We start from the raw sequence: 16,585 nt of genomic DNA on the forward strand, positions 1-16,585 counted from the left end.
CGTAGGGCGCGGGGCTGTATCGCCAGGCGGCTCCGCCGCGCGGGCGCGACGAGCCACCACGGCTCCGCCGTCCGACGCCGGCCCGGCGCGGCACTGCCCCGAACGGCTCTCCCGGCGGAGCGCCTAGCCGGGGATGTTGTCGAACGGGGCGGTCAACTGGCGTAGCAGCCCGGCCAGTTCCCCGCGCTGGGCGCGAGAGAGCTCGGCGAGGATCGCTCGTTCCTGTTCCAGCAGACCGGCGAGGGCCTGGTCCGCGCGGTCCTTGCCGTCCTCGGTGAGCCTGACCAGCACTCCGCGCCGGTCGCTCGGATCGGGCAGCCGCTCCACCAGGCCCTTTTTGGCCAGCCGGTCGATGCGGTTGGTCATGGTGCCCGAGGTGACCAGAGTCTGCGTCAGCAGCTGCCCCGGGGAGAGCTGGTACGGCGTCCCCGCGCGCCGGAGCGCGGTCAGCACGTCGAACTCCCAGGGCTCCAGGCTGTGCTCGGCGAAGGCCAGCCGGCGCGCCCGGTCCAGGTGCCGGGCCAGTCTGCTCACCCGGCTGAGCACCTCGAGCGGTTCCACGTCGAGGTCAGGGCGCTCCCGGCGCCACGCAGCGACCAGCCGATCGACCTCGTCCTCCATGACGATCAGTGTAGTGGTTGTGTCGACATGAAGTCTCTTGACGTCAAGTCTCTTGACGTCAAGATAATAGAACGGGAACACTGAGCCCCATGACGACCTGGGACCCCGCTCAGTACCTCCGCCACGCCGGCCACCGCGCCCGCCCCTTCACGGACCTCCTCGCCAGGGTCCCCGACCTGCCCGGTCGGACGCCCCTGATCGCCGACCTCGGCTGCGGCCCCGGCAACGTGACCACGCTCCTCGCCGCCCGCTGGCCCACCGCCCGGATCACCGGCTACGACAACTCGGCCGAGATGCTCGACAAGGCACGGGTCGAGTACGCGGGACCCACGGCCGGCGGTGGGAGCCTCGACTTCGCCCACGCGGACGTGCGCACCTGGGCGCCCGCACAGCCGTACGACCTGATCATCAGCAATGCCACGCTCCAGTGGGTGCCGGGGCATGTGGAGCGGTTCGCCGAGTGGATCGCCGGGCTCGCCCCGGGCGGCACCTTCGCCTTCCAGGTCCCCGGCAACTTCGGCTCCCCGAGCCACCGCCTGATGCGCGAACTGGCGGAGACCGCGGGCCTCGCGGACGCCCTGCGCCACGAGGACGCCGTGCTCACGCCCGAGGCGTATCTCGCGGTGCTGGCCGACCTGGGCTGCGAGGCCGACGCCTGGGAGACGACCTACGTGCACCTGCTCCAGGGCGAGGACCCGGTCCTGGACTGGGTGAAGGGGACGGGCCTGCGCCCGCTCCTGGCCGCGCTCGCCGACGACCCGGGAGCCAGGCAGGAGTTCCTGGCCGCGTACCGGTCCGCCCTGCGCGAGGCGTATCCGAGGGGCCCGCACGGCACCCCGTTCCCGTTCCGCCGCGTCTTCGCGGTGGCGCGAAAGAAGCGGGGACTTCCCGGTTAGGGCGGGCCCTTTCGGGTTACCCGCGGTGATGAAAGCGAAGTCGTCCATCGCTGGGAGTGAGAACCGTGGCAGGAGACCAGAAGGCCAAGGCCAAGGTGGAGCAGGCCAAGGGCAAGGCCAAGGAGACGGTGGGGCGCGCGGTCGGCAACGAGCGCATGGAGGCCGAGGGCCGTGCCGCCCAGTCCAAGGGCGACGCTCGCCAGGCCAAGGAGAAGACCAAGGACGTCTTCAAGCACTGACCCGCGACAGACACGACGGCCCGTGCACCGACGAGGTGCACGGGCCGTCGTGCGGGCGGTGACGGGTCAGCGCCACTCCGCCGGGATGTGCTTGACCTGCTCCAGGATGTCCCAGTCCTTGGGGCGTGCGCCGGGCGAGTTCCAGGGCGCACCCCGGCCGAGCCAGTAGCCGCGGTAGTCACGCAGGCCCATCACGCTGACATCGCTCATGCTGGGCTCGTTTCCGCAGCACGGGCAGATGGCCCCCTCGTTGGGCCAGCCCCCCTCCCAGAAGGGCTCCATCCCGTCGTCGTATCCGCAGACACGGCAGACGGTCTCCGACGGTTCCGCCACCCTGTCCAGCCCCTTCAGCTCTTGCGGCGCCCAATCAGGTGCGGCTTCGCCTCCAGGCCGTCCAGGCCGTGCCAGGCCAGGTTGACCAGGTGCGCGGCGACCTCCGCCTTCTTCGGGCGGCGCACGTCCAGCCACCACTGACCGGTCAGGGCGACCATGCCGACCAGGGCCTGGGCGTACAGCGGGGCCAGTTTCGGGTCGAAGCCGCGGCTCTTGAACTCGCGGCCCAGGATGTCCTCCACCTGCGTGGCGATGTCCGAGATGAGCGAGGCGAAGGAACCCGTGGACTGGGGGATCGGGGAGTCGCGGACCAGGATCCGGAAACCGTCCGTGAACTCCTCGATGTAGTCCAGGAGCGCGAACGCGGCCTGCTCGCACAGCTCACGGGGATGCCCCGCGGTCAGCGAACTCGTCACCATGTCCAGCAGGCGCCGCATCTCGCGGTCCACCACCACCGCGTACAGCCCCTCCTTGCCGCCGAAGTGCTCGTACACCACCGGCTTGGAGACGCCCGCCTTCGCTGCGATCTCCTCGACCGACGTGCCCTCGAAGCCCTTCGCGGCGAACAGCGTGCGACCGATCTCCAGAAGCTGCGCGCGGCGCTCGGCACCCGTCATCCGGGTGCGCCGGGCACGCCGCGGCTTCGCTTCGTCGCTCGGGGTACTGCTGGAGTCGGTCGCCACGGCGTCCATCATGCCGCCTCGGCGGTCTCCTCCTTGCGCCGGGAGCCGTCCCCGTCCGTGATCCGGCGGGAATCGATACGCGAGCGTGACGGCCAGCGCACGTCGTACGCCCAGCCCAGCAGCTCGAACCAGCGGATGATCCGTGCCGAGGAGTCCACCTGCCCCCGCATCACCCCGTGCCGCGCCGAGGTCGGGTCGGCGTGGTGCAGGTTGTGCCAGGACTCACCGCAGGACAGCACGGCCAGCCACCACACGTTGCCCGAGCGGTCCCGGGACTTGAAGGGCCGCTTGCCGACCGCGTGACAGATCGAGTTGATCGACCAGGTCACGTGGTGGAGCAGGCAGACGCGGACCAGCGAGCCCCAGAAGAAGCCGGTGAACGCGCCCCACCAGGACATCGTCACCAGACCGCCGATCACGGCGGGCAGGGCCAGCGAGAGCATCGTCCAGTAGATGAAGTTGCGGGAGATCGACCTGATCGCCGGGTCCTTGATCAGGTCCGGCGCGTACTTGTCCTGCGGGGTCTGCTCCTCGTCGAACATCCAGCCGATGTGAGCCCACCACAGGCCCTTGACCAGTGCCGGGACCGTCTCGCCGAACCGCCACGGCGAGTGGGGGTCGCCCTCGGCGTCGGAGAACTTGTGGTGCTTGCGGTGGTCGGCGACCCAGCGCACCAGCGGCCCCTCGACCGCCAGCGAGCCCATGATCGCCAGCGCGATCCGCAGCGGCCGCCTGGCCTTGAAGGAGCCGTGCGTGAAGTAGCGGTGGAAGCCGATCGTGATGCCGTGGCATCCGAGGTAGTAGAAGAAGACCAGCAGACCGAGGTCCAGCCAGCTCACACCCCAGCCCCACGCCAGCGGCACCGCCGCGAGCAGCGCGAGGAAGGGGACGGTGATGAAGAGGACCAGCGTGATCTGCTCGATCGAGCGTTTCTGCTCGCCGCCCAGGGTCGCGGAGGGCGGGGTCGGGCCGTCGGTCGACTTCGGGGCGTCATCGATCACATCGGAGCTCGCGGTCATGGGGCGTCCCCTGTGGGGTCGAGGGTTGAGACAGGTGCCGGGCTGCGGAAATCCTTCCCGTGGTCCGTTACGGCGGTCCCTACGGTTCCGTAACCTACGGCGTCGTAAGTATGGCAGTGCGTCGCCGTCTCACGGCAAGAGCCCAAAAGTCTGCGCGTCCGCATCGACACCTATCCTTGGAGTCGGTCGGACAGCGCGGTCCGCTCTGAATTCTTCCCGGATGTCCGGCCCGTATGCGGCGGCTGCCGCACGACCGCACTCCGGGTTCCCCTCCCGGACGAGCTTCAACACTGCAAGGAGCCGCACCTGTGAGCAGTGCCGACGACCTGACTACGAGCGCCACGTCGACCGGTAGTGAGTTGCGTGCCGACATCCGCCGCCTCGGCGATCTCCTGGGCGAGACCCTCGTCCGCCAGGAGGGTCCCGAGCTGCTGGACCTGGTCGAGCGGGTGCGCCACCTCACCCGTGAGGACGGCGAGGCCGCCGCCGAGCTGCTGCGCGGCACCGAACTGGAGACCGCCGCCAAGCTGGTGCGCGCCTTCTCCACCTACTTCCACCTGGCCAACGTCACCGAGCAGGTGCACCGCGGCCGTGAGCTGCGGGCCCGCCGGGCCGCCGAGGGCGGTCTCCTCGCCCGCACGGCCGACCGCCTCAAGGACGCCGACCCCGAGCACCTGCGCCAGACCGTCGCCAACCTCAACGTCCGCCCGGTCTTCACCGCGCACCCCACCGAGGCCGCCCGCCGCTCGGTGCTGAACAAGCTCCGTCGGATCGCCGCCCTCCTGGAGACACCGGTCATCGAGGCGGACCGGCGTCGCTACGACACCCGTCTGGCCGAGAACATCGACCTCGTCTGGCAGACGGACGAACTCCGCGTCGTCCGCCCCGAGCCCGCCGACGAGGCCCGCAACGCCATCTACTACCTCGACGAGCTGCACGCCGGCGCGGTGGGCGACGTCCTGGAGGACCTCACCGCCGAGCTGGAGCGCGTCGGCGTCCGACTCCCCGACGCCACCCGCCCCCTGACCTTCGGCACCTGGATCGGCGGCGACCGCGACGGCAACCCCAACGTCACCCCGCAGGTCACCTGGGACGTCCTGATCCTCCAGCACGAGCACGGCATCAACGACGCCCTGGAGCTCATCGACGAGCTGCGCGGCTTCCTGTCGAACTCCATCCGCTACACCGGCGCCACCGAGGAACTCCTGGAGTCCCTCAAGGCCGACCTGGAGCGCCTCCCGGAGATCAGCCCGCGCTACAAGCGGCTGAACGCCGAGGAGCCGTACCGCCTCAAGGCCACCTGCATCCGGCAGAAGCTGGAGAACACCAAGACCCGCCTGGCCAAGGGCATCCCGCACGAGGACGGCCGCGACTACCTCGGCACCAGCGAGCTGCTCCAGGACCTCACCCTGATCCAGACCTCGCTGCGCGAGCACCGGGGCGGGCTCTTCGCCGACGGCCGGCTGGACCGCACCATCCGCACCCTGGCCGCGTTCGGCCTCCAGCTCGCCACCATGGACGTCCGCGAGCACGCCGACGCCCACCACCACGCCCTCGGCCAGCTCTTCGACCGGCTCGGCGAGGAGTCCTGGCGGTACGCCGACATGCCCCGCGACTACCGCGGCAAGCTGCTCGCGAAGGAGCTGCGGTCCCGGAGGCCGCTGGCCCCGACCCCGGCGCCGCTGGACGCCGCGGGGGAGAAGACCCTCGGCGTCTTCCACACCGTCAAGCGCGCCCTCGACGTCTTCGGGCCCGAGGTCATCGAGTCGTACATCATCTCGATGTGCCAGGGCGCCGACGACGTCTTCGCCGCCGCGGTCCTGGCCCGCGAGGCGGGTCTTCTGGACCTGCACGCCGGCTGGGCGAAGATCGGCATCGTGCCGCTCCTGGAGACCACCGACGAGCTGAAGGCCGCCGACACCATCCTGGAGGACATGCTCTCCGACCCGTCCTACCGGCGCCTGGTCGCGCTCCGGGGCGATGTCCAGGAGGTCATGCTCGGCTACTCCGACTCCTCGAAGTTCGGCGGCATCACCACCTCGCAGTGGGAGATCCACCGCGCCCAGCGCCGCCTGCGCGACGTCGCCCACCGCTACGGCGTACGCCTGCGCCTCTTCCACGGCCGCGGCGGCACCGTCGGCCGCGGTGGCGGTCCCTCGCACGACGCGATCCTCGCCCAGCCCTGGGGCACCCTGGAGGGCGAGATCAAGGTGACCGAGCAGGGCGAGGTCATCTCCGACAAGTACCTCGTGCCGTCGCTGGCCCGGGAGAACCTGGAGCTGACGGTCGCGGCCACCCTCCAGGCCTCCGCCCTGCACACCGCCCCGCGCCAGTCCGACGAGGCGCTGGCCCGCTGGGACGCGGCCATGGACGTGGTGAGCGACGCCGCCCACGCGGCCTACCGGCGCCTCGTCGAGGACCCGGACCTGCCGAACTACTTCCTCGCCTCGACGCCGGTGGACCAGCTCGCCGACCTGCACCTCGGCTCCCGGCCCTCCCGGCGCCCCGGCTCCGGCGTCTCCCTCGACGGGCTCCGCGCCATCCCGTGGGTGTTCGGCTGGACCCAGTCCCGGCAGATCGTCCCGGGCTGGTTCGGCGTCGGCTCGGGCCTCAAGGCGCTGCGCGAGGCGGGTCTGGACACGGTCCTCGACGAGATGCACGAGCAGTGGCACTTCTTCCGCAACTTCATCTCCAACGTGGAGATGACGCTCGCGAAGACCGACCTGCGCATCGCCCGCCACTACGTCGAGACCCTCGTCCCGGCCGAGCTCCAGCACGTCTTCGCCGCCATCGAGGCCGAGCACGAGCTCACCGTCCGCGAGGTCCTGCGCATCACCGGCGAGGCCGAACTCCTCGACGCCACCCCGGTCCTGAGGCAGACCTTCGCGATCCGGGACGCCTACCTGGACCCGATCTCCTACCTCCAGGTGACCCTGCTCAAGCGCCAGCGCGACGCGGCCGCCGCGGGCGAGCCCGCCGACCCGCTGCTCTCCCGCGCCCTGCTCCTGACGGTCAACGGCGTGGCGGCCGGCCTGCGCAACACCGGCTGACCTCCCGCACGCACGGAAAAGGGCGGTGCCCCCGGGATCCCGGGGGCACCGCCCTTTTTTTGGTACGTCAGGCCCGGCGCCGCCGGACCACGAGGTAACCGCCCGCGGCCAGCAGCGCCGCGGAGACCCCGGCGAGCAGGCCGACCGGAGCGCTGCTGCCGGTCTCGGCGAGGTCACCGGTGGAGCCCTGCGGGGAGGCGGAGGAGGCGGCGGACGCGGAGGCCCCGGCCTCGGTGGACTCGCCGGGCTCGGCGCTCGGCTCGTCACTCGGGCCGGTGCTCGGCGAGCCGGACGGCGTGGACGTGGCCGAGGTGGAGGGAGAAGCGGAGGTGGTGGGCGTGGCCGTACCGCCACCGCCCTGCTCGTCCTCGCAGTCCGTCCAGAACACCTTGTGCTTGGCGGCGCCCTTCTCGCCCTCGAAGTTCCAGAACAGCTTGTAGTGGCCGTCGGGCAGCGACAGGTCGTCCGTGCGGCCGTGACCGTCGGAGTCCAGCGTGATCTCGCCGGACTTCACGGTCTCGCCCTTGACGTCGGCCGTCGGGGCCCAGGCCTCGATGTGCCAGTCGACCTCCTGGACGGCGTCGAAGCCGAAGGCGTCCAGGTAGAAGGTGCACACGTGCGGCTCGTTCTTGCGGAGCTCTTCGCCGGTGGTGGCGTCGTGGATCTTCACGGTGCCGTTGTCCCCGGGCGGGGTGGCGTGGGCGGCCGGAGCGACGACGAAGGCCGCTGCGGCGACGGCGGACAGGACGCCGGCGCGGTGGAGGGTACGCATGGGGCAGTTATCCATCTTCGGGAGTGAACGGGAAGATGTGGAGGGGGCGGCTCAGCATGTGGCTGTGACTGACCTCTGGTCAATCACGAACAGACAACACTCAGGTTCTCTACAGAAAGAGAGAACGCCGAACCCTCTCAGACCGTCACGAAAGCGGCCGTGAGCAGCGCGATCCCCGACCCCGCCAGCACCCACGCGAACCGCGTCCGGCGCAGCCCGCCCGCCACGACCACCGACGCGAGCAGCAGCGCCCCGCCCATCGGCACCCAGGAGTAGAGCACTCCGGCCGGTCCGGACCGTACGACGTCCCGCGTACCGGGCTTGACCACGACCGCGTAGCGCTGCCCCTTGCGCACCGCCGCCGTGTGCTCGATATCGACCCGGTCCCGCGCCACCGACCCGTGCGACGACGGCGTGTACGGCCCGCTGCACACGTCCCCGGCACACCGCTCCACCTCGACCGTGCCGCGCTCGCGCCCCTTGGTCAGCATCACGTACTGCGCGCTGCCCCAGGAGGCCCACACCCCGGCGATCAGGATGACCACCGTGACCGTTCCCATCGCCGCGAGCCGCCCGAACCGCAGGGCGGCGGTCGAGGTCTGGCGGGCGGCTGGACGGGAGGAGGCGGCGGTGGCAGGCATGGCCGGGATCATTGGCCATGGCATTGCCGGAAGTCAATGCGAGCCGGGGGAGGAGGGCCAGGGCTAGGAGTTGTACGTGGTCTGCGCGCGCTCGAGACCCTCGGTCACCAGCGCCTCCACCGCGTCGGCCGCCCGGTCCACGAAGTAGTCCAGCTCCTTGCGCTCGCTCGACGAGAAGTCCTTCAGCACGAAGTCGGCGACCTGCATACGGCCCGGCGGCCGCCCGATCCCGAACCGCACCCGGTGGTAGTCCGCGCCGAACGCCTTCGTCATCGACTTCAGCCCGTTGTGGCCGTTGTCCCCGCCGCCGAGCTTGAGGCGCAGGACGCCGTAGTCGATGTCGAGCTCGTCATGGATCGCCACGATGTTCGCGACCGGCACCTTGTAGAAGTCCTTGAGCGCGTTCACCGGGCCGCCGGACAGGTTCATGAAGGACATCGGCTTGGCCAGGATCACCCGCCGGTTCGCCGGTCCGGGCGGTCCGATCCGCCCCTCGACGACCTGCGCCTGCGCCTTGCCGGCCCGCTTGAACCGGCCCCCGATCCGCTGGGCCAGCAGATCGGCCACCATGAAGCCGACGTTGTGCCGGTTGGCGGCGTACTCGGGTCCCGGGTTGCCGAGGCCCACGATCAGCCAGGGCTCGCTGGCAGGGGTGGTCACGTCCATGTCTCCTCACGTGCAACAGCCGCCGCCCCCCTGAGGGAGCAGCGGCTGGAGCTTATACGGCGAGCGCTGGGGCTCAGGCCTCGGCGGCCTCGTCGCCCTCGGCCTCTTCGCCCTCGGTCTCCTCGGCCTGCGCGGCCAGCACCTGGAGGACGACGGTCTCGCCGTCGACGTCCAGCGTGGTGCCCTTCGGCAGGGTGATGTCCTTGGCGAGGATGGAGTCACCCGCGGCCAGGCCCGCGATGGAGACGGTGACCGACTCGGGGATGTGCGTGGCCTCGGCCACGACCGGAAGCGCGTTCAGGACGTGCTCCAGCAGGAAGGCGCCCGGGGCCAGCTCGCCCTCGGTCTGGACGTAGACCTCGACGTTGACCTTCTCGCCGCGCTTGACCAGCAGCAGGTCGACGTGCTCCAGGAAGCCCTTGATCGGGTCGCGCTGCACGGACTTCGGGATCGCCAGCTCGTTGGTCTTGCCGTCGATGTCCAGGGAGATCAGGACGTTCGACGTGCGCAGCGCGAGCAGCAGCTCGTGGCCCGGGAGGGTCAGGTGGACGGTCTCGCCACCGTGGCCGTAGAGAACACCGGGAACCTTGGAGTCACGGCGGATGCGGCGGGCGGCGCCCTTGCCGAACTCGGTACGGGTCTCGGCGGAGATCTTGACCTCGGACATGCGGATCACTCCTCGTATGGGTGAGTAACGGACAGGGTCACCCGGCCACGAACGGCCTGCTACGAAGAGCGCGTCGATAACGGATCGCCGTATCCACGGATACGGCCTCCCTCGCCGAGCAACTGGGGCAGTCTACTCGGCGCGGGAGGCCACTGAAAAATCGATCATGCAGAAGCGTTTTTACAGCTCACCGCACGCTCACTGCTCGTCGAAGAGGCTGGTCACCGACCCGTCCTCGAACACCTCACGCACCGCGCTCGCGATCGTCGGCGCGATCGACAGGACCTTGATCTTGTCCAGGTCCCGGGACAGCTCGCCCGGCGTCGGCAGGGTGTTGGTGAACACGAACTCGCTCACCCGGGAGTTCTTCAGGCGGTCGGCCGCCGGACCGGACAGCACACCGTGGGTGGCCGTCACGATGACGTCCTCCGCGCCGTGCGCGAACAGCGCGTCCGCGGCCGCGCAGATGGTGCCACCGGTGTCGATCATGTCGTCGACCAGGACGCACACGCGGCCCTTGACCTCACCCACGACCTCGTGGACGGTCACCTGGTTCGCCACGTCCTTGTCGCGCCGCTTGTGCACGATCGCCAGGGGCGCGCCCAGCCGGTCGCACCAGCGGTCCGCGACCCGTACCCGGCCGGCGTCCGGCGAGACCACCGTGAGCTTCGCCCGGTCGATCTTCCGGCCCACGTAGTCCGCGAGCAGCGGCAGCGCGAACAGGTGGTCCACGGGCCCGTCGAAGAAGCCCTGGATCTGGTCGGTGTGCAGATCGACGGTCAGCAGACGGTCGGCACCGGCGGTCTTCATCAGGTCCGCGATCAGCCGCGCCGAGATCGGCTCACGGCCGCGGTGCTTCTTGTCCTGGCGCGCATAGCCGTAGAACGGCACGATGACCGTGATGGAGCGGGCCGACGCGCGCTTCAGCGCGTCGATCATGATGAGCTGCTCCATGATCCACTGGTTGATCGGAGCAGTGTGGCTCTGGATCACGAAGCAGTCCGCACCGCGGGCCGACTCCTGGTAGCGGACGTAGATCTCGCCGTTCGCGAAGTCGAAGGCCTTGGTCGGGACGACCCCGACACCCAACTGCTGGGCGACCTCCTCGGCAAGCTCGGGGTGGGCGCGGCCGGAGAAGAACATCATCTTCTTCTCGCCGGTCGTCTTGATCCCGGTCACAGCTGTCTCCTCAGAGGTGTCTACAGCGGGGGTGTGCACTTATCACGGTACGACGACTTCGGCGCACCTGTTTCCGGTCAGCTCTCGCGCTCGTGCTGGCCAGAGGCCGCTTCGGCAGCCTTCGCCGCCGCGCTCCCCGGGCGCTTGCGGGCCACCCAACCCTCGATATTCCGCTGCTGGCCACGGGCCACGGCCAGCGAACCGGGCGGCACGTCCTTCGTGATCACCGACCCCGCCGCGGTGTAGGAACCGTCCCCGACCGTGACAGGAGCCACAAACATGTTGTCCGAACCCGTGCGGCAGTGCGACCCCACGGTGGTGTGGTGTTTGTCCTTCCCGTCGTAGTTCACGAAGACGCTCGCGGCACCGATGTTGGTGTACTCACCGATGGTGGCGTCACCGACGTAGGACAGGTGCGGCACCTTCGTCCCCTCGCCGATGCTCGCGTTCTTCGTCTCGACGTACGTGCCGATCTTGCCCTTGGCGCCCAGCCGGGTGCCGGGACGCAGATAGGCGTACGGCCCGACGCTCGCGCCGGGACCGATGTGGGAGCTGTAGGCGACGGTGTTGTCGACGCGCGCCCCCGCTGCCACATGGGTGTCCGTGAGGCGGCTGTTGGGACCCACCTCGGCGCCCTCGCCGATGTGGGTGGAGCCGTGCAGCTGGGTGCCCGGGTGCACGACGGCGTCCTGGTCGAAGGTGACGGTCACGTCGACCCAGGTGGTGGCCGGGTCGATCACGGTGACACCGGAGAGCATGGCGTCGGTCAGCAGCCGGTCGTTGAGGATGCGCCGGGCTTCGGAGAGCTGCACCCGGTTGTTGATGCCGGCGATCTCGCGGTGGTCGGCGGCGACGGCCGCGCCCACCCGGTGCCCGGCTTCACGCAGGATGCCGAGCACGTCCGTCAGGTACTCCTCGCCCTGCGAGTTGTCGGTGCGCACCTTGCCGAGCGCGTCCGCGAGCAGCTGCCCGTCGAAGGCGAACACCCCGGAGTTGATCTCCCGGACGGCCCGCTGCGCCTCGGAGGCGTCCTTGTGCTCGACGATCGCGGTCACGGCACCGGTGGCGGGGTCCCGCACGATCCGGCCGTACCCCGTCGCGTCCGGCACCTCGGCGCTCAGCACGGTGACCGCGTTGCCGTCCGAGGAGTGCGTGGCGGCAAGGGTGTTGAGGGTCTCGCCGGTCAGCAGGGGAGTGTCCCCGCACACCACGACGACGGTCCCGTCGACGGAACCCCCCAGCTCCTCCAAGGCCATTCGCACGGCGTGCCCGGTGCCGTTCTGCTGCGCCTGCACCGCGGTGCGGACGTCGGCGTCGGTGTCGGCGAGATGGGCGACGACCTTCTCCCGCGCGTGCCCCACCACCACGACGAGATGCTCGGGATCCAACTCACGGGCCGCGGCGAGCACATGGCCCACGAGGCTGCGACCGCACAGCTCGTGCAGGACCTTGGGTGTGGCCGACTTCATACGGGTGCCCTCACCCGCTGCGAGAACGACGACGGCTGCCGGGCGAATGGCGCTCACGGGATGCCCTTCGGCTGTGGAGGGGGTGGGGTGACATCCGCAGGATACCGGGGCGTTTTACAGGCGACATGAGAGCGGGCCCCGACAGTGCTGTCAGGGCCCGTACGCGGTTCGTGTGTGCTAGGGCTCCCCCGCCAGGACTCGAACCCGGACAAATGGCACCAAAAGCCACGGTGCTGCCAATTACACCACGGGGGATCAAACTTGGCCGAACCGGACAATTGGTCAGGTGGCCGAGTGGCGCCTCCTACTATGCCGTACCACCGGCCCTCGACGCGACGGTGTAGATCGGCGCGCTCGTGCGCGCACCACCTGTTTCGACGGCCCCCGTCGCACGGAACCGTGGTCGTCCGGTCACTCGAAGTGGTGTGAACCAGTCGTCGAAAGTCGCCGGAAATCCGGCACGGGGCGCCCGTAGGCTGGAGGCATGACCACGACGGGGGAAGACTCCACCACGGCTCAGCAGGGGCCGTGGTGGTGGGTGCGGTGGCGGAGTGCGGTACTGGACGTGGGCCTGGCCTCGGCGTCCGCGGTGGAGTGCGCGTTCGAGGGGATCCGGTTCGCGGGGGACGCCGGGATCCCGGCGGCCGCGGGGATCGTGTTCGGCGTGCTGGCCGGATCCGTACTGGTCGTCCGGCGCAAGTGGCCGATCGCCGTCGTGCTCGTGAGCATCGCGATCACCCCCGCCCAGATGGGCTACCTGATGGGCATCGTCGGCCTCTACACGCTCGCCGCCTCGGAGCTGCCGCGCCGGATCATCGGCTCCCTGGCCGGCATGTCCCTCGTCGGGATGCTGATCGTGATGTTCGTGCGGGTCCGGCAGGACCCGGGCCGGGCCGACCTCGACCTGGGCGACTGGTTCGTCCCCTTCGTCTCCATCACCACCGCCATCGGGATGACCGCGCCACCGCTGCTGCTCGGGCTGTACGTCGGCGCGCGGCGGCGGCTCATGGAGAGCCTGCGCGAGCGGGCCGACAGCCTCGAGCGGGAGCTCCAGCTGCTGGCCGAGCGGGCCGAGGAGCGCGCGCAGTGGGCGCGCAACGAGGAACGGACCCGCATCGCCCGGGAGATGCACGACGTGGTCGCGCACCGGGTGAGCCTGATGGTCGTGCACGCGGCCGCCCTCCAGGCCGTCGCCCGCAAGGACCCCGAGAAGGCCGTCAAGAACGCGTCGCTGGTGGGGGACATGGGGCGGCAGGCGCTCACCGAGCTCCGGGAGATGCTCGGGGTGCTGCGCAGCGGGGACGGTTCCGGCCGGCGGGAGCGGGACGCGGTGCCGCTGGTCGCGGTGGGCGTGGCGGCGGCGGCCGCGGCGACCCGGGTCGTGGAGGAGATCGACGGGCCCTGTCTGGACGACCTGGACGCGCTGATCGGGCAGTCGGCGGCGGCCGGGATGGTCGTGGACCTGTCCGTCGAGGGGGACGCGCGGGCGTACGCCGCGGAGATCGAGCAGACGGCGTTCCGGGTGGTGCAGGAGGCGTTGACGAACGTCCACAAGCACGCGGCGGGCGCGAAGACGCATGTACGGCTGGCGCACCGGGTGTCGGAGATCGCGATGCAGGTGGAGAACGAACCACCGCCGGAGATCCCGTCACCGGCCTCGGCCCGGCTGCCCTCGGGGGGCAACGGCCTGGTCGGAATGAAGGAACGTGTCTCCGCGCTCGGCGGAGTGTTCGTGTCGGGACCGACGGACGCGGGGGGTTTCCGGGTGTCGGCGGTGATTCCGGCGGCGTAGGGGCCGGTGGTGGTCAGCCCGTGGCCGGGTGGGCTGGTCCGGCCGGCGGTGTGGGGGGCCCGGTTGTGGTCAGCCCGCGGTGAGGCGGGCCGGTTCGATGCCGGTGATGAGGCCGGACAGGGCCTGGTCGATGTCCGGGCCGAGGTACCAGTCGCCGGTGTGGTCGAGGGCGTAGACCCGGCCCTCGGTGTCGATGGCCAGCAGCGCGTGGGTGTCGGTCTCGGCGCCGAGCGGACAGACCTCGGTGTCCAGGGCGCGGCCGAGGTCGGCGAGGGTGCGGGCCATGTGGAGGCCGTGCAGCGGGTCCAGGTGCAGATGGGCGGGGGCGACCTGGCGGCCGGGACCGGCGGGGGTCAGATGCAGTCCGCCGAACTCGGCCCAGGCCTCGACCGCGGCGGGGAACACGGCGTGCCGGTGTCCGGCCGGTGAGGTGTGCTCGCGCAGGGTGTCGGCCCAGATCTCGGCCTGCTTTATGTCCCAGCGTCCGGGGAGCCAGCCGGCGGCGCGCAGGACGGCGTCGACGGGGACGGGGAAGCGGGTGCTGTGGGTGCGGTCGGGGTGCATCTGCCCTTCGCGTTCGTCGAGGTCATGGGTGGGCGCCGAGGAGCGGGGCGCCGTTTTGCGGGTGGTGCGGGTGGTGCCGGTGGGTGGGGGAGTGGGGGAAGTCAGCCGCCGTCCGTCGCCGGGTCGACGATGCGCACGCCGAAGTGGGCGCTCAGGGCGGTGCAGGCGCGGCAGGGCGCGGCGAAGCTGCCGTGCAGCGGGTCGCCGTCCTCCCGGATGCGGCGAGCGGTGAGCTTGGCCTGCTTGAGGGCGCGACGGGCCTCGCCGTTGGTCATGGGCTTGCGCGCGGCGCGCTTGCTGCGGGCGGCGTCGACGGCGGCGATCTGCCGGGATATGAGCATGGTCTCGGCACAGCGGCCGGTGAAGCGGTCGCGCCGGTCGCTGCCGAGGGTGTCGAGGAAGTCCTGGACGAGCGGGTGCAGTTGCGGTGCCTCGTCGCCGCGGGCGGCGGTCGAGGTGAGGGTGGCGCCGCGGACGGAGAGGGCGGCGGCGACGGTGGGCAGTATGCCGTCACGGCGGTGCTGGAGGGCGGGCGTGTGAGGTCTCTCGGCGCTGCTCCAGCCGATGCGGGGATCGCCGCCGAGGCCCGGGTGCGGGTGGCCGTTCACGCCTGCCGTGGCACCCTCGTGCGGCCCTGGGTACGGTCCCGTCTGCGTCGCGTTCATGATCGTCATCCCCTCCCGAGCATCCCCCCGGAGGTCACAGACTGCCAAACGGTGTGGCTGGTGCGGAAGCTGGGGCGGTGCGACACGCCCGGGTTCGACCGCGCTGTCACGGCGGGGTGACGGCTGGTCACGGAAGCGGAGCGGGCCTGACCGGCGGCCGGTGACCGGCGTCGTCGTACCGCATAGGCTGTTCGCACCGCGATCCAAGTGGTCGCCGCGATGCGCGCGGTTGACGCGGGGAGGCGGACGAGACAGTCGATACGGTGCGTGACGGCCCGTCCCGCGAGGGGAGCCGCCGCGCGTCGTACCAGAGCGCCGCAGGGGGCTTCAGCGATGACGACAGGTCGGCTCGGGCAGAAAGCCGCGCCGCCGAACGCGGCCTATGCCGGGCAGGTCGTGCATTTCCCGGATCCGGTCCGGGCCGCGCGTCATCCCAGAGGGGTACGGGTGGACGAGCGCGGCTACCCCGACTTCTCGCCCTACGCGCGTGCCGCCGCCGAGATCGCCGAGCCGCCGGAGGGCTTCGGGGTCGACGAACTGCGGCTGACCGACTACGTGTCGGCCAACGCGGCGCTCGCGGCGACCGGTCACGACCTGTGGGACACGGTCCCGGCGGTGGCGACACCGCACGGCTGGACCTGGCACCACGTGGTGGGCACGCGCCGCCTCGAACTGGTCCCGGTGGAGGTCAAGGCGCTGCTGCGGCACCACGGCGGGATCGCGACGACGCGCGTCGACCAGAACAAGCGCGGGACGCGGCCGCTCCAGGAGACCCGTCCGGCGCACTTCGGACTGCCGAAGTCGTCGGTGGCGGTGACCGAGTCGCAGGTGCTGGGGGTCGAGGAGGACCTCGGCTACCGGCTGCCGGGCGCGTACCGGTCGTTCCTGAAGGCGGCGGGCGGGTCCGCGCCGGTGGGGGCGGCGCTGGACGCGGAGTTGGGGCTGCTGGTGGACCAGCCGTTCTTCACGGTGCGGGACGAGGCGGCGGTCAACGACCTCGTCTACGTCAACAAGTGCCTGCGCGACCACCTCACCAAGGACTACCTCGGCATCGGCTTCGTCCAGGGCGGACTGCTGGCCGTGAAGGTCAAGGGCGAGGAGATCGGCTCGGTCTGGTTCTGCGCCTACGACGACGCCCGTGACACCGATCCCGCGCTGCCGCCCGCCGAGCGGGTACGGCGGCTGCTGCTGCCGTGCGGTGCGGACTTCGACGTGTTCCTGTCCCGACTGGCCGGTAATCCACCGGAGTTGGAGACGGTGGCGAACCTGATGGTGGACGGCGGGTTCGCCCGTTCCGTTCCCGTGTCTTCTTCCGTCTCGGGGGAGTGA

At 70.8% G+C, this 16,585-nt stretch carries 17 protein-coding genes and 1 tRNA gene; 5 read left to right on the plus strand and 13 right to left on the minus strand.

The window, feature by feature from the left end:
- Positions 1-123 precede the first annotated feature (123 nt).
- A complete protein-coding gene (locus tag H295_RS0123565) occupies positions 124-621 on the minus strand; it encodes a MarR family winged helix-turn-helix transcriptional regulator (RefSeq protein WP_007382615.1) in 498 nt (165 codons plus the stop codon).
- A gap of 89 nt (positions 622-710) precedes the next feature.
- On the opposite strand from H295_RS0123565, the gene H295_RS0123570 reads away from it, so the two are divergent.
- Positions 711-1,517, plus strand: coding sequence for a trans-aconitate 2-methyltransferase (locus tag H295_RS0123570; RefSeq protein ID WP_020137820.1), 807 nt, complete (start codon positions 711-713; stop codon positions 1,515-1,517).
- Between the two features lie 65 nt (positions 1,518-1,582).
- On the plus strand, positions 1,583-1,756 hold the full coding sequence (locus H295_RS45620) for a CsbD family protein (protein ID WP_020137821.1): 174 nt from the start codon (positions 1,583-1,585) through the stop codon (positions 1,754-1,756).
- A gap of 66 nt (positions 1,757-1,822) precedes the next feature.
- Here H295_RS45620 and H295_RS0123580 read toward each other — a convergent pair whose 3' ends face one another.
- Genes H295_RS0123580 through H295_RS0123590 form a run of 3 tightly spaced genes read right to left on the minus strand, consistent with a single transcriptional unit; the run spans position 1,823 to position 3,791 of the window.
- The gene (locus H295_RS0123580; RefSeq protein WP_043217863.1) at positions 1,823-2,098 is read right to left on the minus strand and encodes a hypothetical protein; all 276 of its coding nucleotides are present in this window, start codon (positions 2,096-2,098) and stop codon (positions 1,823-1,825) included.
- A 5-nt stretch (positions 2,099-2,103) separates the two neighbouring features.
- Complete coding sequence (locus tag H295_RS0123585; RefSeq protein ID WP_028809670.1) at positions 2,104-2,784, minus strand: TetR/AcrR family transcriptional regulator; 681 nt, start codon at positions 2,782-2,784, stop codon at positions 2,104-2,106.
- Complete coding sequence (locus H295_RS0123590; RefSeq protein ID WP_020137824.1) at positions 2,781-3,791, minus strand: acyl-CoA desaturase; 1,011 nt, start codon at positions 3,789-3,791, stop codon at positions 2,781-2,783. Before H295_RS0123590 ends, H295_RS0123585 begins: the two co-directional genes overlap by 4 nt.
- Positions 3,792-4,099: 308 nt before the next feature.
- Between H295_RS0123590 and ppc the strand changes: the two genes are divergently transcribed.
- The gene (gene ppc, locus H295_RS0123595) at positions 4,100-6,841 is read left to right on the plus strand and encodes a phosphoenolpyruvate carboxylase (protein ID WP_020137825.1); all 2,742 of its coding nucleotides are present in this window, start codon (positions 4,100-4,102) and stop codon (positions 6,839-6,841) included.
- A 67-nt stretch (positions 6,842-6,908) separates the two neighbouring features.
- Here the strand turns inward: ppc and H295_RS0123600 are convergent, their stop codons facing one another.
- From H295_RS0123600 to H295_RS0123630, 7 genes are all read right to left on the minus strand, one after another.
- Entirely contained in the window at positions 6,909-7,613 is a 705-nt protein-coding gene (locus H295_RS0123600; RefSeq protein ID WP_020137826.1) for an LPXTG cell wall anchor domain-containing protein, read from the minus strand.
- A 137-nt stretch (positions 7,614-7,750) separates the two neighbouring features.
- Positions 7,751-8,254 carry a hypothetical protein gene (locus tag H295_RS0123605; protein WP_020137827.1) on the minus strand — a complete coding sequence of 168 codons (504 nt, stop codon included), beginning with the start codon at positions 8,252-8,254 and terminating at the stop codon, positions 7,751-7,753.
- A 63-nt stretch (positions 8,255-8,317) separates the two neighbouring features.
- Positions 8,318-8,920 (minus strand): aminoacyl-tRNA hydrolase, encoded by a 603-nt coding sequence (gene pth / locus H295_RS0123610; RefSeq protein ID WP_020137828.1) that lies wholly within the window; start codon positions 8,918-8,920, stop codon positions 8,318-8,320.
- 73 nt (positions 8,921-8,993) lie between these two features.
- Positions 8,994-9,587 carry a 50S ribosomal protein L25/general stress protein Ctc gene (locus tag H295_RS0123615; protein WP_020137829.1) on the minus strand — a complete coding sequence of 198 codons (594 nt, stop codon included), beginning with the start codon at positions 9,585-9,587 and terminating at the stop codon, positions 8,994-8,996.
- A 198-nt stretch (positions 9,588-9,785) separates the two neighbouring features.
- Positions 9,786-10,766, minus strand: coding sequence for a ribose-phosphate diphosphokinase (locus H295_RS0123620; RefSeq protein ID WP_020137830.1), 981 nt, complete (start codon positions 10,764-10,766; stop codon positions 9,786-9,788).
- A 77-nt stretch (positions 10,767-10,843) separates the two neighbouring features.
- Positions 10,844-12,292, minus strand: a complete 1,449-nt coding sequence (gene glmU, locus H295_RS0123625; RefSeq protein ID WP_078616733.1) for a bifunctional UDP-N-acetylglucosamine diphosphorylase/glucosamine-1-phosphate N-acetyltransferase GlmU — start codon at positions 12,290-12,292, stop codon at positions 10,844-10,846.
- A gap of 126 nt (positions 12,293-12,418) precedes the next feature.
- Positions 12,419-12,490 (minus strand) — tRNA-Gln (locus H295_RS0123630).
- A 229-nt stretch (positions 12,491-12,719) separates the two neighbouring features.
- Between H295_RS0123630 and H295_RS0123635 the strand changes: the two genes are divergently transcribed.
- On the plus strand, positions 12,720-14,027 hold the full coding sequence (locus H295_RS0123635; RefSeq protein WP_020137832.1) for a sensor histidine kinase: 1,308 nt from the start codon (positions 12,720-12,722) through the stop codon (positions 14,025-14,027).
- A gap of 69 nt (positions 14,028-14,096) precedes the next feature.
- On the opposite strand, the gene H295_RS0123640 is transcribed toward H295_RS0123635, so the two are convergent.
- Positions 14,097-14,591: an SUKH-3 domain-containing protein gene (locus tag H295_RS0123640; RefSeq protein ID WP_020137833.1), complete on the minus strand. Its 495-nt coding sequence runs from the start codon at positions 14,589-14,591 to the stop codon at positions 14,097-14,099.
- Between the two features lie 101 nt (positions 14,592-14,692).
- Entirely contained in the window at positions 14,693-15,256 is a 564-nt protein-coding gene (locus tag H295_RS0123645) for a YwqJ-related putative deaminase (protein WP_063741195.1), read from the minus strand.
- A gap of 333 nt (positions 15,257-15,589) precedes the next feature.
- Here H295_RS0123645 and H295_RS0123650 point away from each other — a divergent pair, with 333 nt between their 5' ends.
- On the plus strand, positions 15,590-16,585 hold the full coding sequence (locus H295_RS0123650; protein WP_028809671.1) for an SMI1/KNR4 family protein: 996 nt from the start codon (positions 15,590-15,592) through the stop codon (positions 16,583-16,585).

The sequence above is a fragment of the Streptomyces sp. 351MFTsu5.1 genome (genome assembly GCF_000383655.1).
GTDB lineage: Bacteria > Actinomycetota > Actinomycetes > Streptomycetales > Streptomycetaceae > Streptomyces > Streptomyces griseorubiginosus.

Coding starts and splice junctions, on each gene's coding strand:
- H295_RS0123570 (WP_020137820.1), top strand. CDS start 711: ATGACGACCTGGGACCCCGCTCAGTACCTCCGCCACGCCGGCCACCGC.
- H295_RS0123565 (WP_007382615.1), bottom strand. CDS start 621: ATGGAGGACGAGGTCGATCGGCTGGTCGCTGCGTGGCGCCGGGAGCGC.
- H295_RS0123585 (WP_028809670.1), bottom strand. CDS start 2,784: ATGATGGACGCCGTGGCGACCGACTCCAGCAGTACCCCGAGCGACGAA.
- H295_RS0123650 (WP_028809671.1), top strand. CDS start 15,590: ATGACGACAGGTCGGCTCGGGCAGAAAGCCGCGCCGCCGAACGCGGCC.
- H295_RS0123590 (WP_020137824.1), bottom strand. CDS start 3,791: ATGACCGCGAGCTCCGATGTGATCGATGACGCCCCGAAGTCGACCGAC.
- pth (WP_020137828.1), bottom strand. CDS start 8,920: ATGGACGTGACCACCCCTGCCAGCGAGCCCTGGCTGATCGTGGGCCTC.
- H295_RS0123615 (WP_020137829.1), bottom strand. CDS start 9,587: ATGTCCGAGGTCAAGATCTCCGCCGAGACCCGTACCGAGTTCGGCAAG.
- H295_RS0123600 (WP_020137826.1), bottom strand. CDS start 7,613: ATGCGTACCCTCCACCGCGCCGGCGTCCTGTCCGCCGTCGCCGCAGCG.
- H295_RS0123635 (WP_020137832.1), top strand. CDS start 12,720: ATGACCACGACGGGGGAAGACTCCACCACGGCTCAGCAGGGGCCGTGG.
- H295_RS0123645 (WP_063741195.1), bottom strand. CDS start 15,256: ATGAACGCGACGCAGACGGGACCGTACCCAGGGCCGCACGAGGGTGCC.
- H295_RS0123605 (WP_020137827.1), bottom strand. CDS start 8,254: ATGCCTGCCACCGCCGCCTCCTCCCGTCCAGCCGCCCGCCAGACCTCG.
- H295_RS0123640 (WP_020137833.1), bottom strand. CDS start 14,591: ATGCACCCCGACCGCACCCACAGCACCCGCTTCCCCGTCCCCGTCGAC.